Raw genomic sequence first — 14,024 nt, forward strand, 5'->3', positions numbered from 1 at the left:
CTTGGACACCGGCATCCTGATCCTGCGTCTGCTGGTGGGCCTGCTCGTCGCCGGCCACGGGGTGCAGAAGATCAGTTCACACCTGGGCGGCAGGGGGCTCGAGGGCGGCGCGGAGGAGTTCCGCGCGGACGGGTTCCGCGGCGGAGTGCTGACCGCCCTGGCGGCGGGCGGGGGGCAGATCGGATCGGGTCTGCTGCTCGCCGCCGGCGTCCTGACCCCGCTGGCGGCGACCGGCGTCATCGGGGTCATGACGGTCGCTCTCACCGTGAAATGGCGCCACGGGCTATGGGTGCAGAACGACGGGTACGAGTATCCGCTCGTCCTCGTCGCCACCGCCGCGGCTCTCGCCGCCACCGGCCCCGGCGCCTGGTCCCTCGACGCGGTCCTCGGCCTCACGCCCTACCCGCTGTGGTGGGCCGCCCTCGCACTCGTGGCCGGCCTCGGCAGCGGGCTGCTCACGCGGCTCGTCCTGCACCGGTCCGCGGCCCCGGCGATCAGCGGGCGCTGAGCGCGCCGCAGACCGGGTCCGGCCGCCCCCTCCCCCCGACCGGGCGGCCGGCCCCTTCCCGGCCTCTTTCCCACCCCTTTTCCCACCCTTTTCCCGAGCAGGAGCACTCGATGGACACCCTCACGGCCCAGCCCGGCGGCGGCCAGCCGCTGCTGCACCAGAAGGGCGCCGAGACCCAGGCGTTCGGCACGCTCAAGCAGCTGCCGATCGGGCTCGGCCATGACACCCGCATGTACGCCTGCCAGCGGCTGAACCGCGTACTCGCCGACACGCAGATCCTCTACGCCCTCTACAAGAAGCACCACTGGCTCATGCGCGGGGCGACCTTCTACTCGCTCCACCTGATGCTGGACAAGCACGCGGAGGCCCAACTGGCCATCGTGGACGCGCTGGCCGAGCGGGTCCAGAGCCTCGGCGGCGTCGCCGTCGGAGACCCGCGCCACGTCGCGGAGCTGACCGCCATACCCCGGCCGCCGGATGGCGTCGAGCCGGTGCCCGTCATGCTGTCGCGGCTCCTCGACGCGCACGAGCGGATCCTGATCGAGGCGCGGGACGCCGCCGCCCGGATCTCGGCGGAAGGCGACGAGGGCAGCACCGACCTCCTCGTTTCCGACGTCATCCGCACCGGCGAGGCACAGGTGTGGTTCCTGGCCGAGCACCTCGTGGACACCCCTCTGGTACGCGGCTGACGACTCGGGTCCGCGATCACCGAACTCGTCGCACGCCGCGGCCGTCCCCCATCCCCTACATCCCCGCAAGGAGAGCCCTTCATGAAGAACCGACCGACACTCGAACCCGCCGCGCAGGCCTTCGCCGACGCCACCGCCCAGCCGCCGTTCCTCTACCAGATCCCCGTGGCGGACGGCCGCAAGGCCGTCGACGGTGTCCAGAGCGGCGAAGGTGTCCCGCTGCCCGCCGTCGACGAGGAGTGGATCACCGTCCACGGTGGCCCGACCGGCGACGTCCGTGCCCGGATCGTCCGCCCGCGCGGCGCGACCGGCCCGCTTCCCGTGGTCCTCTACATCCACGGCGCGGGCTGGGTGTTCGGCAACGCCCACACCCACGACCGCCTCGTGCGCGAGCTCGCCGTCGGCGCGAACGCCGCCGTGGTCTTCCCCGAGTACGACCTCTCTCCCGAGGCCCGCTACCCCGTCGCGATCGAGCAGAACTACAGCGTCGCCCAGTGGGTCACCCGCGAGGGGCACCACAAGGACCTGGACGGCACCCGGATCGCCGTCGCCGGTGACTCCGTGGGCGGCAACATGAGCGCGGCCCTGACCCTGATGGCCAAGCAGCGCGGCGACGTCCCGCTCGTGCAGCAGGTGCTGTTCTACCCGGTGACCGACGCCGGCTTCGACACCGGTTCCTACCACCAGTTCGCGGAGGGCTACTTCCTGCGCCGCGACGGCATGCGGTGGTTCTGGGACCAGTACACGACCGACGAGGCCGAGCGCGCCCAGATCACCGCTTCCCCGCTGCGCGCCACCACCGAACAGCTCACCGGACTGCCGCCGGCCCTGGTCATCACCGCCGAGGCCGACGTCCTGCGCGACGAGGGCGAGGCGTACGCGGCGAAGCTCCGCGCCGCCGGCGTCCCCGTCGTCGCACTGCGCGTCCAGGGGACCATCCACGACTTCGTCATGCTGAACGACCTGCGCCGGACGCAGGCCGCGGAACTGGCCATCGGCGTCGCCACCGACGCCCTCCGCAAGGCCCTCGCATGACCGGGCCGTCGCCGCACGGAACCCCCGTGCACGGGCCGTCGGCAAGCATGCCGGTGGCGGGCCTCGTCCCCGGCCCGCGCCGGGAACACGAGCACGCCGACCTCCTCGTCCGCAACGCCAAGGTCTTCACCGGTGACGCCGCCCGACCCGAGGCCCGCGCCGTCGCGATCCGCGACGGCCGGGTCGCGGCCCTCGGCGACGACCACGCCCTCGCCCACCTCGTCGGCCCGGCAACGAAGGTCGTCGACGCTCTCGGCCGCCGGGTGATCCCCGGCCTCAACGACTCGCACCTGCACGTGATCAGGGGCGGCCTGAACTACGTCCTGGAACTGCGCTGGGACGGCGTGCGAAGCCTCCGCCACGCCCTCGCGATGCTGCGTGAGCAGGCCGGCCGCACCCCGAAGGGGCAGTGGATCCGAGTGGTGGGCGGCTGGACCGCCGAGCAGTTCGCCGAGCGCAGGATGCCGACCGTCGCCGAACTCAACGCCGCCGCCCCCGACACCCCCGTCTTCGTCCTGCACCTCTACCAGTCGGCCCTGATGAACCGGGCCGCGGTGCGGGCGGCCGGGTTCACCCGCGACACCCCGGACCCCCGCGGCGGCCAGATCGTCCGCGGCCGGGACGGCGAACCCAACGGCGTGCTGCTCGCGGCGCCGGGCGCCCTGATCCTGTACTCGACCCTGGCCAAGGCGCCGGTCCTCGACGAGGCCGACAAGCGGACGTCGACACGCCACTTCCTGCGTGAGCTGAACCGCTTCGGACTGACCTCCGCGGTCGACGCCGCCGGCGGATTCCAGAACTTCCCCGACAACTACGCCACCGTCATGGACCTGGCGGCGTCGGGCGAGCTGTCCCTGCGCATCGCCTACCACCTGTTCCCGCAGACGGCGGGCCAGGAGCTGGCCGACCTGAAGCGCTGGACGGAGATGGTCAAGCCCGGCGACGGCGACGAGTGGCTCCGGCTCAACGGCGCGGGAGAGAACCTGACGTGGGCCGCCGCCGACTTCGAGAACTTCTCCGAGCCCCGGCCCGAACTCGCCGCGGGATACGAGGCCGAGTTCGAGAGCGCCGTACGGCTCCTGATGGAGAACGGCTGGGGCTTCAGGCTCCACGCGACCTACGACGAGACGATCCGCCGCGACCTGGCCGTCTTCGAGAAACTCGCCGCGGAGGGGTTCTTCCCCGGCGGCAACCGCTGGCTCTTCGACCACGCGGAGACCGTCTCGGCCGGCAGCCTGGACCGGATCGCCGCCCTCGGCGGTGCCCTCTCCGTCCAGAACCGCATGTCCTTCCAGGGCACCGCCTTCCGTGACCGCTACGGCGCCGAGGCCGCCGCCCACACCCCGCCGGTCCGGGCCATGCTCGACCGGGGCCTGACCGTCGCCGCCGGCACGGACGCCACCCGCGTCTCCTCGTACAACCCGTGGGTGGCGCTCCACTGGCTGGTGACCGGGCGCACCGTCGGCGGCACGGCCCTCAGCCCGGCCGGGACCTCGATCGACCGGGAGACCGCCCTCGGCCTCTACACCCGCGGCGGGGCGGAGCTCACCGGCGAGCAGGACGTCAAGGGAATCCTCCGCGAGGGCTTCTACGGCGACCTCGCGATCCTGTCCGACGACTACCTCACCGTGCCCGAGGCCGTCATCCCCGACATCGAAGCCGTTCTCACGGTCGTCGGCGGCCGGATCGTGCACGCCTGTGCCGAGTACGCGGGTCTCGACGAGGCCATCCCGCCGGTGAGCCCGGTCTGGAGCCCCGTGGCCCACTTCGGCGGCTACCAGAGCGGCGCGCGTCAGGCGTCCCTGGTGGCCGAGGCCGTCGCCGAGTCCGAGCAGCACCGCCGTTGGCGTGTCGCCCGCGGCTCCGTTCCCGATACGACGCCGTCCTTCGTCGACCCCTGCTTCGAGCACTGAAAGAGAGATCCACCCGATGTCCGCAGCTTCACCCGCCGACGGCGGCGACTCCCCGGCGGCCATGCCCCCCGGACGCAGTTTCGAGCCGGACCTCCGGTCGATGACCCGGATCAACCTGCGCCCCATCGCTTCCCCCATGCCGCTGGGCTTCTTCGCCATCGCCATCGCTTCCGTGATGACGGGCTGCCTCCAACTGGGGCTGTTCGACGAGGCGGCCCGCCCCGCCGTCGCCTTCACGGTGCTCCCGGCCTTCGCCCTCCAGCTCCTGGTGAGCATCCTGGCCTTCGGCGCCCGTGACGTGATCGCGGCGACGCTGATGGCGGTGTTCGCCGGTAGCTGGCTGGCGTACGCACTCGTCATGTTCAGCGGCGTGGCCGACGGCCTGAAGGTCCTCGGCGTGTTCAACCTGGCACTCCTCGGTTTCGGGGCCCTGATGACCGCCGTGACGCGGCCCAAGCGCGCGCTGTGGTTCGTCATCGTGGTCTCCCTGCCCCGCTGGGCGGCCACCGGCCTCGCGGGCATCACCGGTGCCGAATGGCTGACGCTCACGGCCGGTGCGCTCGGCTTCGTGGTGGCGCTCGTCGCGATGTACACGGCGTTCGCCCTGATGCTTGAGGACATGCGCAGCGAGCAGGTCCTGCCCATCGGCCGCAGCGGCCCCGCCCACTTCGCCGTGGAAGGAGATCTGGCCGTCCAGCTGCGCAACCTGGAACGCCAGGCCGGCGTGCGCCGCACGCTCTGACCCGGCCCCACCCACCCCGCCACCACACGACCGCACAGGAGCACCCATGGAACCGCAGGTGACGGACCGGCCCGAGAGGTCCCGGTACGAGATCCTCGCCGGCGACGACGGCGCCGAGACCGCGGGATTCGCCGAGTACCACCTCTCGGAGGGCGAGATGGCCTTCCTCCACACCGAGATCGACAGCCGGTTCGCCGGCCGCGGCCTGGGCGGCGTCCTCGCCAGGGGAGCGCTCGACGACGCCCGGACCCGTGGGCTGCGCGTCCTGCCGTACTGCCCGTTCATCCGGGGCTGGATCGTCAAGCACCCCGAGTACACCGACCTGGTTCCCGAGGCGAGGCGCGCCCGCTTCAGTCTGGGGAAAGACCAGTCGAGATCGAACGATTAGTCGTTTTTATTCGAGCGCTGGTAACTTCTGATCGCCCCCAGACCTCTTCGGCGGGCGATCGGAGGAGATACGCCCATGAGGTTCGGCGCGAGGCTCGCGCTCGCCGTCATCGCCCTGGCCTCCCTTGCCACCGCCTGTGGTGTTCCGCAGGACAGTGGTCAGCGGTCGCATGCCGCCGCGGACTGCGGGCCGTATGCCAAGTACGGCAAGCACCCCGGCACCCAGGTCACCGTCTACGCGGAGAACCGGGACCGGGAGGCGGACCTGTTCGAAGAGACCTGGGCGGACTTCGCGGACTGCACGGGGATCGACGTCCAGTACGAGGGCGACGGGGAGTTCGAGGCCCAGATCCAGCTCCGGGTGGACGGCGGGGCGGCGCCGGACGTGGCGTTCTTCCCTCAGCCCGGCCTCCTGGAACGCTTTGCGCGAGCGGGGAAGCTCAAGCCCGTGAGCGCCGGGGTCGCGGCCCTCGCGAAGGAGGGCTGGTCGGCGGACTGGAACAGCTACGCGACCGTGAAAGGCACCCTCTACGGCACGCCGCTGGTCGCGAACGTGAAGTCGTTCGTCTGGTACTCGCCGAAGTTCTTCCGCGACAGGGGACTGAGCGTTCCCCGCACCTGGTCCGAGCTGATGGCCGTGACGGAGAAGATCGCGGCGTCGGGCGTCAAGCCGTGGTGCGCGGGCATCGAGTCCGCCGAGGCGACCGGCTTTCCCGTGACGGACTGGATCGAGGACGTCCTGCTGCGTCAGCAGGGGACGCACGTCTACGACCAGTGGGTCGCCCACAAGATCCCGTTCAACGACCCGCGGGTGATCAAGGCCATGGACACCGTGGGGTCCATCCTCAAGAACGACCGGTACGCCAACGGCGGTTTCGGTCCGGCCCGTTCGATGGCGTCGATCCCCTTCCAGGAGGCCGGCACACCGATTCTCTCCGGTGACTGTGCGATGCACCGCCAGGCCTCGTTCTACGCCGACATGTGGCCGAAGGGCACCGGGATCGGACCGGACAAGGACGTCTACGCCTTCCTCCTGCCGGGGGCCGAGCCGGCCGACCACCCCGTACTGGGCGGTGGAGTGTTCGCCGCGGCGTTCGCCGACCGTCCCGAGGTACGGGCCTACCAGGAGTACCTGGCCTCCGCGGACTTCGCGAACGCACGGATGAAGAAGGGACCGTTCGTCTCGGCGAACAAGGGCGTGGATCCGGCGAATGCCGCCACCCCGGTCGACAGGCTCTCGATCCAGCTGCTCCAGGACCCCGGGACACGGTTCAGGTTCGACGGTTCGGACCTGATGCCCGCTTCGGTCGGCGCCGGGACGTTCTGGAAGGGATCCGTCGACTGGATCGGCGGCGCGAGCACCCGGCGGTTCGCCGAGTCCATCGAACGGTCCTGGCCGAGCCACTGATGCCGTTCGACGTCGTCGCCCAGCAGCCCAAGCTGCTGTACCTGCTCCAGGGCCTCGCCGCCTTCGCGGCGGTGGTCTCCCTGATCGTGCTGGCGCTGCACCGGGGGCCGGTCAGGAGAAGGGCCGCGGTCCTCCTCCTGCTGACCCCCGCGCTGCTGCTGCTCACGGTGGGTCTCCTCCTGCCCGCTCTGCGCACCCTGGCGCTGTCGTTCACGGGGAACGGGGGAGACGCGTGGGCCGGCTTCGACAACTACGTGTGGATGTTCACCGACCCCCGGGCGTTGGTCGCGCTGGGCAACACCCTGGCCTGGGTGGTGCTCGTGCCGTCGCTGGCGACCTCCGTCGGCCTGCTCTACGCGGCGGCCGTCGTACGGTCGCGGTGCGAAGCGCTCGCGCTGTCCCTCGTCCTGATGCCCATGGCGATCTCGCTCGTCGGCGCGGGCGTCGTGTGGAAGTTCGTCTACGCCTACCGCCCCGCGGAGGGCGCGCAGATCGGGCTGCTGAACCAGGTCGTCGTCGCGTTCGGCGGCGAACCGAGGCAATGGCTCGTGGACTCCCCCTGGAACGTCCTGTTCCTCATCGTGGTGATGGTGTGGGCCCAGGCGGGCTTCGCGGCCGTCCTGCTGGCCGGCGCGATCAGGGCCGTTCCCGCAGAGCTGACCGAGGCGGCCCGACTCGACGGCGCGTCCCCCCGGCAGATCTTCTGGCGGATCACCATGCCCTCGATCCGGCCCACGCTGCTCGTCGTGGTCCTCGCCCAGGCGATCGGAACCTTCAAGGCCTTCGACATCGTCAAGACCATGACCGGCGGACAGTTCGACACGGGCGTCATCGCCCACGAGATGTACGACCAGGCCTTCCGCTACGGCGAGACGGGCCGCGGCGCGGCGCTCGCCGTGCTCCTCTTCGTCCTCGTCACTCCCTTCGTCGCCCACCAGGTCCGGGCGCAGCGGAGGGCGGGGTGAACGGCGTCCGGGAGCGCCTGGCCTCCCGCGCCTTCACGTCGGTCGCCGTGGTGATCGCGATCCTCTGGACGACACCGACCCTCGGCCTCCTGCTCTCCTCGTTCCGCCCCGAGGAGGAGATCAAGACGACGGGCTGGTGGACCGTGTTCGGCACGCCGCACCTCACGCTCGACAACTACGGAGAGGTGCTGTCCGGCGGCGGAAACGGGTCGGGGCGGCTCGCGGAGTACTTCGTCAACTCCGTCGTCATCACCCTCCCCTCCGTGCTGTTCCCGCTCGTCCTGGCGTTCCTGGCGGCGTACGCCCTGGCGTGGATCGACTTCAGGGGGCGGGACGCGCTCGTCGTCGGCATCTTCGCGCTCCAGATCGTGCCGCTCCAGATGGCGCTCGTCCCCCTCCTGAAGCTGTTCTCCCAGGGCTGGCTGTTCCTGCCCGCCTGGGACCCCACCGGCCCCGCGCGTTTCGGCCAGGCCTGGTTCGCCCACACGGTGTTCGCGCTGCCGTTCGCGGTGTTCCTCCTGCACAACTTCCTCGCGGGGCTGCCCCGGGACCTGATCGAGGCCGCGCGCGTCGACGGCGCGTCGCACGGGACGCTGCTGCTCCGGATCGTGCTGCCCCTGGCCCGCCCGGCCCTGGCCTCCTTCGCGATCATCCAGTTCATCTGGGTGTGGAACGACCTCCTCGTGGCTCTGACGCTGTCGGGCGGGACGGCCGAGACCGCGCCGATGACGGTCAGACTGGCGAGCCTGGCCGGGACGTACGGCAACGAGTGGCAGCGGCTCACCGCGGGAGCCTTCGTGGCGGCGTTCGTCCCGCTGCTCGTCTTCTTCGCCCTCCGGCGGCACTTCGCACGGGGACTGCTCGCCGGGTCGGTCAAGGGATGAGCCCCGGCCGGCACGAGGGGGAAGGCAGGGCGGTGCCCGGGAGCGCGGCGCTGAGCCGGCCCGGGCTGCGGGGCCGCGAAGCCGAGCTGGAGCGGCTGCGCGCCCTGGTCGACGCGGTGCGCGACGGCGAGGGAGGAGCGATCGCGCTGCTCCTGGGCGAGCCCGGGATCGGGAAGACCGTACTGCTGCGGGAGACCGTCTCGATCGCGCGGGCGCACGGGTTCCACGTCAGCCACGGACGCGCCGAGGAACTGCACGAGCTGGCACCGCTCGCCTCGCTGGCCTCCGGCCTCCTGCACGGTGACCCGCCGCTGCTGTCCAGCACGGATTTCGCGGACCTCGCGGGCCACCACGACCAGCGCGTCTGGCTCGTCGAACGACTGGCCCAGCTCATCGAGGAGCGCTCGGCGGACGCGCCCGTACTGATCGCGGTCGACGACGTCCAATGGGCCGACCCGCTGAGCCGGTTCGCCCTGAGCGTCATGCCGGCACGGCTGCTCAGCTCCCCGGTCCTCTGGCTGCTCACGGGCAGGAACGACCCGGAACTGTACGGGCGGGGGACACGGACGACGACCCTCCCCCTCCGGCCGCTGTCCGGCACGGCCCTGGCCGAGCTGGCACGGGACGTCCTCGGCGGGAACGTGCCGACGCGGATCGCGGAACTCCTCGACGGGGCGGGAGGCAACCCCTTCCTCGCGGCCGAGATGCTCACGGGCATCGCGGCGTCGGGCGCGGACACGCAGGAGCCGCCGGAGCGGCTGGTCCTCGGTGTACGCGACCGGCTGGCCGATCTCCGGCCGGACACCCTCCACTTCCTGCGGATCGGCTCGGTCCTCGGCCGCGCGTTCTCGCTCGCGGACGCCGCCGCCCTGTGCGGCCGGCCCGCGTCCGGCCTCAGCGCCGAAGTGGGCGAGGCGGTCACGGCCGCCCTCCTCCACGACGACGGCGAACGTCTTCTGTTCCGCCACGACCTGCTCCGTCAGGCGGTGTACGCCGACCTCGTCCCCTCCGTACGCCGGGCGCTGCACCGCGAGGCCGCGAGCCGGCTCGTCGCGGCGGGCCGGAGCTCCACCGACGCGGTCCCGCATCTGCTGAAAAGCGCCGAACCCGGCGACCAGGAGGCGATCGCGCTGCTCGGCACGGCTGCCGCGGACGTGATCGCCGTGATGCCCGACCTCGCGGCCGACCTGGCCGTACGCGCCCTGGAACTCGTACCGCCCCATGCGCCCATGGTCTTCGACGTGGGGGAACGGGCCGTCGTCGCGCTGACCCGCGCGGGCCGGTACATCCAGGCACGGGACACCGGGGACATGCTGCTCGCCCGGCAGCCGCCCCTGGACGTCTTCGCCCGCCTGCAGTCCGTGCTCGGCGACACGCTGTGGCACCTCGACGACGTCCACGAGCTGACCCGCCGCTCGACGGCGGCACTGGCAGCCGTCACCGACCCGGTGATCCGCGCCCGGCTCACCGCCCGCCAGGCCCTCGCCCGGTCCCGCGGACGCGACCTCGGGGCCGCCCGCGAGACCGGCGAACGGGCGCTCGCCGAGGCGGAGCGGTCCGGCGACAGGGAGGCCCGTGTCCTCGCGCTGTGGGGTCTCGGCGAGATCGCCCTCAACGCGGGCGACTGCGCCGCCGCCGTCGAACACCACACGGCGCTGAGCGTGTTCGACACGGCATTCCTGCCCGAGGAGGCCGTCGCCCGCATCCACCTGGACGACTTCGACACCGTACGGCGACTGATCCGTACGGCGGGCGACGCGCCCCTGCGCCCCGCCATGCTGATCTGGGCGCAGGGAACCCTGAACATGGGGCTGGGCCGGCTCGACGACGCGGACGCCGACTTCGTCACCGCCGAGCGGCTCGAAGCGGACCTCCACGTGCCCGGCAACCTGGTCAACATCCGCGTCAACCGCGGCATCCTCGCGATGCTGCGCGGCGACCGCGAAGCCGCGCTGGAACACCTGGACGTCGTGCGGGCGGCCGTGGCCGAGCGGCCGAACACGGGCAACCACGCCACGCACCAGTACTTCGAGGCCGTCGTCGCCGAAGCCGGGGGCGACCACGCGGCGGCGGCCGAACTGGTCCGGTCCGTACAGCGCGACCATCCCTTCTTCCGCTGGCGGCTCCTGCGCCCCCATGTCGTCCAGGCCGTGCGGATCGCCCTGCGCGGCGGGGACCGGGACCTGGCCGAGGGCCTCGCGGCCCAGGCGGCGGAGCACGCCGCCCGCAACCCTTCCGTGCCGACCGCACAGGGGACGGCCGCCCACGTGGCCGGCCTGGTGAACGCCGACCACGGGCTCCTGGAGCGGTCGGTCCGCGTGCTGCTCACCGGCCGGAGGCCGCTGCCCCTCGCCGCCGCTTCCGCCGACCTCGGGCGCGCGCTTCTCGCGGCCGGCGACCCCGCCGCGGCACCCGCCCTGACCAGGGCGCACGACCTCTACGCCCAGGCGGGGGCCGACGCCGAGACAGAGCGGGTGCGGGCCGACCTGGAACGGGCCACGAGCCGCTCCGGCCGACGCACCGGAGGCCCCCGGCCGCGCCTCGGCCAGGGCTGGGACGCGCTCACGGCCTCGGAACGCAAGGTGGCCCGGCTGATCGCCGCGGGCCACACCAACCGGTCGGCCGCGGAGGTCCTCGTCGTCTCGCCGCACACGGTCAACACCCATCTGGCGTCGATCTTCCGCAAGCTCTCGGTGCGCTCGCGGGTCCACCTGGCCCGGCTCGTGCTCGCGGAGGACGACGCCGGAACAGACACCGGCGCCTGAGTGACCTCGGCGTTCCCGTGCAAGGTGTGGTGCGCGGTACGGCAACAGGAGGTGCGGGACCGGTCCTAGCGTGACGGGCATGCCGCGCTGCTCCGACGCGCGGACCAGCCGACCCGAAACGAGGAAACATCCATGCCGTACATCACCGTGGGCCAGGAGAACACCAACCCCATCGAGCTGTACTTCGAGGACCAGGGCGCCGGTCAGCCCGTTGTCCTCATCCACGGCTTCCCTCTCGACGGCCACTCCTGGGAGCGCCAGAGCGCCGCGCTCCTCGACGCCGGCTACCGCGTGATCACGTACGACCGCCGCGGTTTCGGGCAGTCCTCCCAGCCGACCACCGGCTATGACTACGACACCTTCGCCGGCGACCTGAACACCGTCCTTGAGACCCTCGACCTGAAGGACGCCGTCCTGGTCGGGTTCTCCATGGGCACCGGCGAGGTCGCCCGCTATGTGTCCACGTACGGCTCCGGCCGCGTCGCCAAGGTCGCCTTCCTCGCCTCGCTCGAACCCTGCCTGCTGAAGAGCGACGACAACCCCGACGGCGTCGCCCCGAAGGAGTTCTTCGACGGCATCGTCGCCGCCGTGAAGGCCGACCGCTACGCCTACTACACGGCCTTCTTCAACGACTTCTACAACCTCGACGAGAACCTCGGCACCCGCATCAGCGAGGAAGCGGTCCGCCACAGCTGGAACACCGCGGCCCGCGGCGGCTCCTTCGCCGCGTCCGCCGCGCCGGCGACCTGGTACACCGACTTCCGCGCCGACATCCCCGCCGTGGACGTGCCCGCCCTGATCCTGCACGGCACGGCCGACCGCGTCCTGCCGGCCGAGGGCACCGCGCGCCCGTTCCACAAGGCGCTCCCGTCGGCCGAGTACGTCGAGATCGAGGGCGCCCCGCACGGTCTGCTGTGGACCCACGCGGAGGAGGTCAACACCGCCCTCCTCGCCTTCCTGGCGAACTGACGCCCCCCGTTGAGACGATCCCAGGAAAGCAGACACCCCATGCAGTTCGGCATCTTCACCGTCGGTGACGTGACCACCGACCCCACCGACGGTCGCACCCCGTCGGAGCACGAGCGCATCAAGGCGATGGTCGCCATCGCCCTCAAGGCGGAGGAGGTCGGCCTCGACGTCTTCGCGACGGGCGAGCACCACAACCCGCCGTTCGTCCCGTCGTCGCCGACGACCATGCTCGGCCACATCGCCGCCCGCACCGAGAAGCTGATCCTTTCCACGTCCACGACGCTGATCACCACCAACGACCCGGTGAAGATCGCCGAGGACTACGCGATGCTCCAGCACCTGGCCGACGGCCGGGTCGACCTCATGCTGGGGCGCGGCAACACCGGTCCGGTCTACCCGTGGTTCGGGCAGGACATCCGCCGGGGCCTCGACCTCGCCAGGGAGAACTACGCGCTGCTGCGCCGGCTGTGGCGCGAGGACGTCGTGGACTGGGAGGGCACGTTCCGTACGCCGCTCCAGTCCTTCACGTCGACACCCCGGCCCCTGGACGGCGTCCCGCCCTTCGTCTGGCACGGATCCATCAGGTCCCCCGAGATAGCGGAGCAGGCCGCCTTCTACGGCGACGGCTTCTTCCACAACAACATCTTCTGGCCGGCCGACCACACCAGGCGCATGGTGCAGCTCTACCGGCGCCGGTTCGCGCACCACGGCCACGGCCGGCCGGAGGACGCCGTCGTCGGCCTGGGCGGACAGGTCTTCATGCGCAAGAACTCCCAGGACGCCGTGAACGAGTTCCGTCCCTACTTCGACAACGCTCCCGTGTACGGACACGGCCCGTCGCTGGAGGACTTCACCGAGCAGACCCCGCTGACGGTGGGCTCTCCCCAGCAGGTCATCGAGCGGACCCTGTCGTTCCGGGAGAGCGTCGGCGACTATCAGCGCCAGCTTTTCCTGATGGACCACGCGGGCCTGCCCCTGAAGACCGTCCTCGAACAGCTGGACATCCTCGGCGAAGAGGTCGTGCCCGTGCTGCGGAGGGAATTCGCCGCGGGCCGGCCGGCCGACGTGCCGGAGGCTCCCACACACGCGTCCCTGCGAGCCGTCCGGGAGGTGACCGCCGCATGAAGCTGACCGTCGTCTCCGCGGGGCTGAGCACCCCCTCCTCCACCCGCCTGCTCGCGGACCGGCTGGCCGAGGCGGCCCGCGACGAACTCGCCGCCCGGGGGCAGGCGCCGTCGACCGAGGTCGTGGAGTTGCGGGAACTGGCCGGCAACATCGCCGACCACCTCGTGACCGGCTTTCCGCCGCCGCGGCTGAGCGCCGCGATCGACACGGTGACGACGGCCGACGGCCTGATCGTGGTGACCCCCGTGTTCGCGGCCTCCTACAGCGGTCTCTTCAAGTCCTTCTTCGACGTGATCGATCCGGACGCCCTCTCCGGGAAGCCGGTCCTGACCGCGGCGACGGGCGGCACCACCCGCCACTCCCTGGTCCTTGAGCACGCCGTACGCCCGCTCTTCGCCTATCTCCGTGCCGTCGTCGTGCCCACCGCCGTGTTCGCGGCCTCCGAGGACTGGGGCTCGGGCGGAGACGAGTACACCCACGGCCTGTCCGGCCGCGTCCACCGGGCGGGCGCCGAGCTCGCCACGCTCATGGCGGCGCGCCCGGCCGGCGGGGAGCCCGAGGACGACGTCACCGTGCTCGAAAGGCAACTCGCCGACCTGCGCTTCGACTGAGACGGCCCCGTGGCCGGGTGCCG

13 protein-coding genes are annotated in these 14,024 nt (G+C 71.8%); all 13 read left to right on the forward strand.

From position 1 onward, the window contains the following. Nucleotide 1 precedes the first annotated feature (1 nt). The 13 genes from ACRAKF_RS30820 to ACRAKF_RS30880 all read left to right on the forward strand — a co-directional run bounded on the left by ACRAKF_RS30820 (nucleotide 2) and on the right by ACRAKF_RS30880 (nucleotide 14,001). The gene (locus ACRAKF_RS30820; protein ID WP_447040880.1) at nucleotides 2-508 is read left to right on the forward strand and encodes a DoxX family protein; all 507 of its coding nucleotides are present in this window, start codon (nucleotides 2-4) and stop codon (nucleotides 506-508) included. A 110-nt stretch (nucleotides 509-618) separates the two neighbouring features. Then, nucleotides 619-1,197 carry a Dps family protein gene (locus tag ACRAKF_RS30825; protein ID WP_447040882.1) on the forward strand — a complete coding sequence of 193 codons (579 nt, stop codon included), beginning with the start codon at nucleotides 619-621 and terminating at the stop codon, nucleotides 1,195-1,197. An 81-nt stretch (nucleotides 1,198-1,278) separates the two neighbouring features. Next, nucleotides 1,279-2,232: an alpha/beta hydrolase gene (locus ACRAKF_RS30830; protein WP_447040884.1), complete on the forward strand. Its 954-nt coding sequence runs from the start codon at nucleotides 1,279-1,281 to the stop codon at nucleotides 2,230-2,232. Next, on the forward strand, nucleotides 2,229-4,145 hold the full coding sequence (locus ACRAKF_RS30835; protein ID WP_447040885.1) for an amidohydrolase: 1,917 nt from the start codon (nucleotides 2,229-2,231) through the stop codon (nucleotides 4,143-4,145). The genes ACRAKF_RS30830 and ACRAKF_RS30835 overlap by 4 nt, the downstream gene beginning before the upstream one ends. Before the next feature lie 16 nt (nucleotides 4,146-4,161). Further along, entirely contained in the window at nucleotides 4,162-4,887 is a 726-nt protein-coding gene (locus ACRAKF_RS30840) for a GPR1/FUN34/YaaH family transporter (protein WP_447040886.1), read from the forward strand. A 46-nt stretch (nucleotides 4,888-4,933) separates the two neighbouring features. Then, nucleotides 4,934-5,275, forward strand: coding sequence for a GNAT family N-acetyltransferase (locus ACRAKF_RS30845; RefSeq protein ID WP_447040887.1), 342 nt, complete (start codon nucleotides 4,934-4,936; stop codon nucleotides 5,273-5,275). Between the two features lie 75 nt (nucleotides 5,276-5,350). Continuing rightward, complete coding sequence (locus tag ACRAKF_RS30850; RefSeq protein ID WP_447040888.1) at nucleotides 5,351-6,682, forward strand: ABC transporter substrate-binding protein; 1,332 nt, start codon at nucleotides 5,351-5,353, stop codon at nucleotides 6,680-6,682. Further along, nucleotides 6,682-7,647: a carbohydrate ABC transporter permease gene (locus ACRAKF_RS30855; protein ID WP_447040889.1), complete on the forward strand. Its 966-nt coding sequence runs from the start codon at nucleotides 6,682-6,684 to the stop codon at nucleotides 7,645-7,647. Before ACRAKF_RS30850 ends, ACRAKF_RS30855 begins: the two co-directional genes overlap by 1 nt. Further along, nucleotides 7,644-8,531, forward strand: a complete 888-nt coding sequence (locus ACRAKF_RS30860; protein WP_447040891.1) for a carbohydrate ABC transporter permease — start codon at nucleotides 7,644-7,646, stop codon at nucleotides 8,529-8,531. The genes ACRAKF_RS30855 and ACRAKF_RS30860 overlap by 4 nt, the downstream gene beginning before the upstream one ends. Further along, nucleotides 8,528-11,296 (forward strand): helix-turn-helix transcriptional regulator, encoded by a 2,769-nt coding sequence (locus ACRAKF_RS30865; protein ID WP_447040893.1) that lies wholly within the window; start codon nucleotides 8,528-8,530, stop codon nucleotides 11,294-11,296. Before ACRAKF_RS30860 ends, ACRAKF_RS30865 begins: the two co-directional genes overlap by 4 nt. A gap of 132 nt (nucleotides 11,297-11,428) precedes the next feature. Continuing rightward, the gene (locus ACRAKF_RS30870; RefSeq protein ID WP_447040895.1) at nucleotides 11,429-12,265 is read left to right on the forward strand and encodes an alpha/beta fold hydrolase; all 837 of its coding nucleotides are present in this window, start codon (nucleotides 11,429-11,431) and stop codon (nucleotides 12,263-12,265) included. Between the two features lie 39 nt (nucleotides 12,266-12,304). Further along, nucleotides 12,305-13,390 (forward strand): LLM class flavin-dependent oxidoreductase, encoded by a 1,086-nt coding sequence (locus tag ACRAKF_RS30875; protein WP_447040897.1) that lies wholly within the window; start codon nucleotides 12,305-12,307, stop codon nucleotides 13,388-13,390. Continuing rightward, complete coding sequence (locus ACRAKF_RS30880) at nucleotides 13,387-14,001, forward strand: FMN reductase (protein ID WP_447040898.1); 615 nt, start codon at nucleotides 13,387-13,389, stop codon at nucleotides 13,999-14,001. Before ACRAKF_RS30875 ends, ACRAKF_RS30880 begins: the two co-directional genes overlap by 4 nt. Nucleotides 14,002-14,024 lie beyond the last annotated feature (23 nt).

It is taken from the genome of Streptomyces sp. DSM 118878, from assembly GCF_052936595.1.

Bases quoted from the DNA above. Each gene is read 5' to 3' on its own strand.
- ACRAKF_RS30825 (WP_447040882.1), top strand. From the start codon at position 619: ATGGACACCCTCACGGCCCAGCCCGGCGGCGGCCAGCCGCTGCTGCAC.
- ACRAKF_RS30830 (WP_447040884.1), top strand. From the start codon at position 1,279: ATGAAGAACCGACCGACACTCGAACCCGCCGCGCAGGCCTTCGCCGAC.
- ACRAKF_RS30835 (WP_447040885.1), top strand. From the start codon at position 2,229: ATGACCGGGCCGTCGCCGCACGGAACCCCCGTGCACGGGCCGTCGGCA.
- ACRAKF_RS30840 (WP_447040886.1), top strand. From the start codon at position 4,162: ATGTCCGCAGCTTCACCCGCCGACGGCGGCGACTCCCCGGCGGCCATG.
- ACRAKF_RS30845 (WP_447040887.1), top strand. From the start codon at position 4,934: ATGGAACCGCAGGTGACGGACCGGCCCGAGAGGTCCCGGTACGAGATC.
- ACRAKF_RS30850 (WP_447040888.1), top strand. From the start codon at position 5,351: ATGAGGTTCGGCGCGAGGCTCGCGCTCGCCGTCATCGCCCTGGCCTCC.
- ACRAKF_RS30855 (WP_447040889.1), top strand. From the start codon at position 6,682: ATGCCGTTCGACGTCGTCGCCCAGCAGCCCAAGCTGCTGTACCTGCTC.
- ACRAKF_RS30865 (WP_447040893.1), top strand. From the start codon at position 8,528: ATGAGCCCCGGCCGGCACGAGGGGGAAGGCAGGGCGGTGCCCGGGAGC.
- ACRAKF_RS30870 (WP_447040895.1), top strand. From the start codon at position 11,429: ATGCCGTACATCACCGTGGGCCAGGAGAACACCAACCCCATCGAGCTG.
- ACRAKF_RS30875 (WP_447040897.1), top strand. From the start codon at position 12,305: ATGCAGTTCGGCATCTTCACCGTCGGTGACGTGACCACCGACCCCACC.
- ACRAKF_RS30880 (WP_447040898.1), top strand. From the start codon at position 13,387: ATGAAGCTGACCGTCGTCTCCGCGGGGCTGAGCACCCCCTCCTCCACC.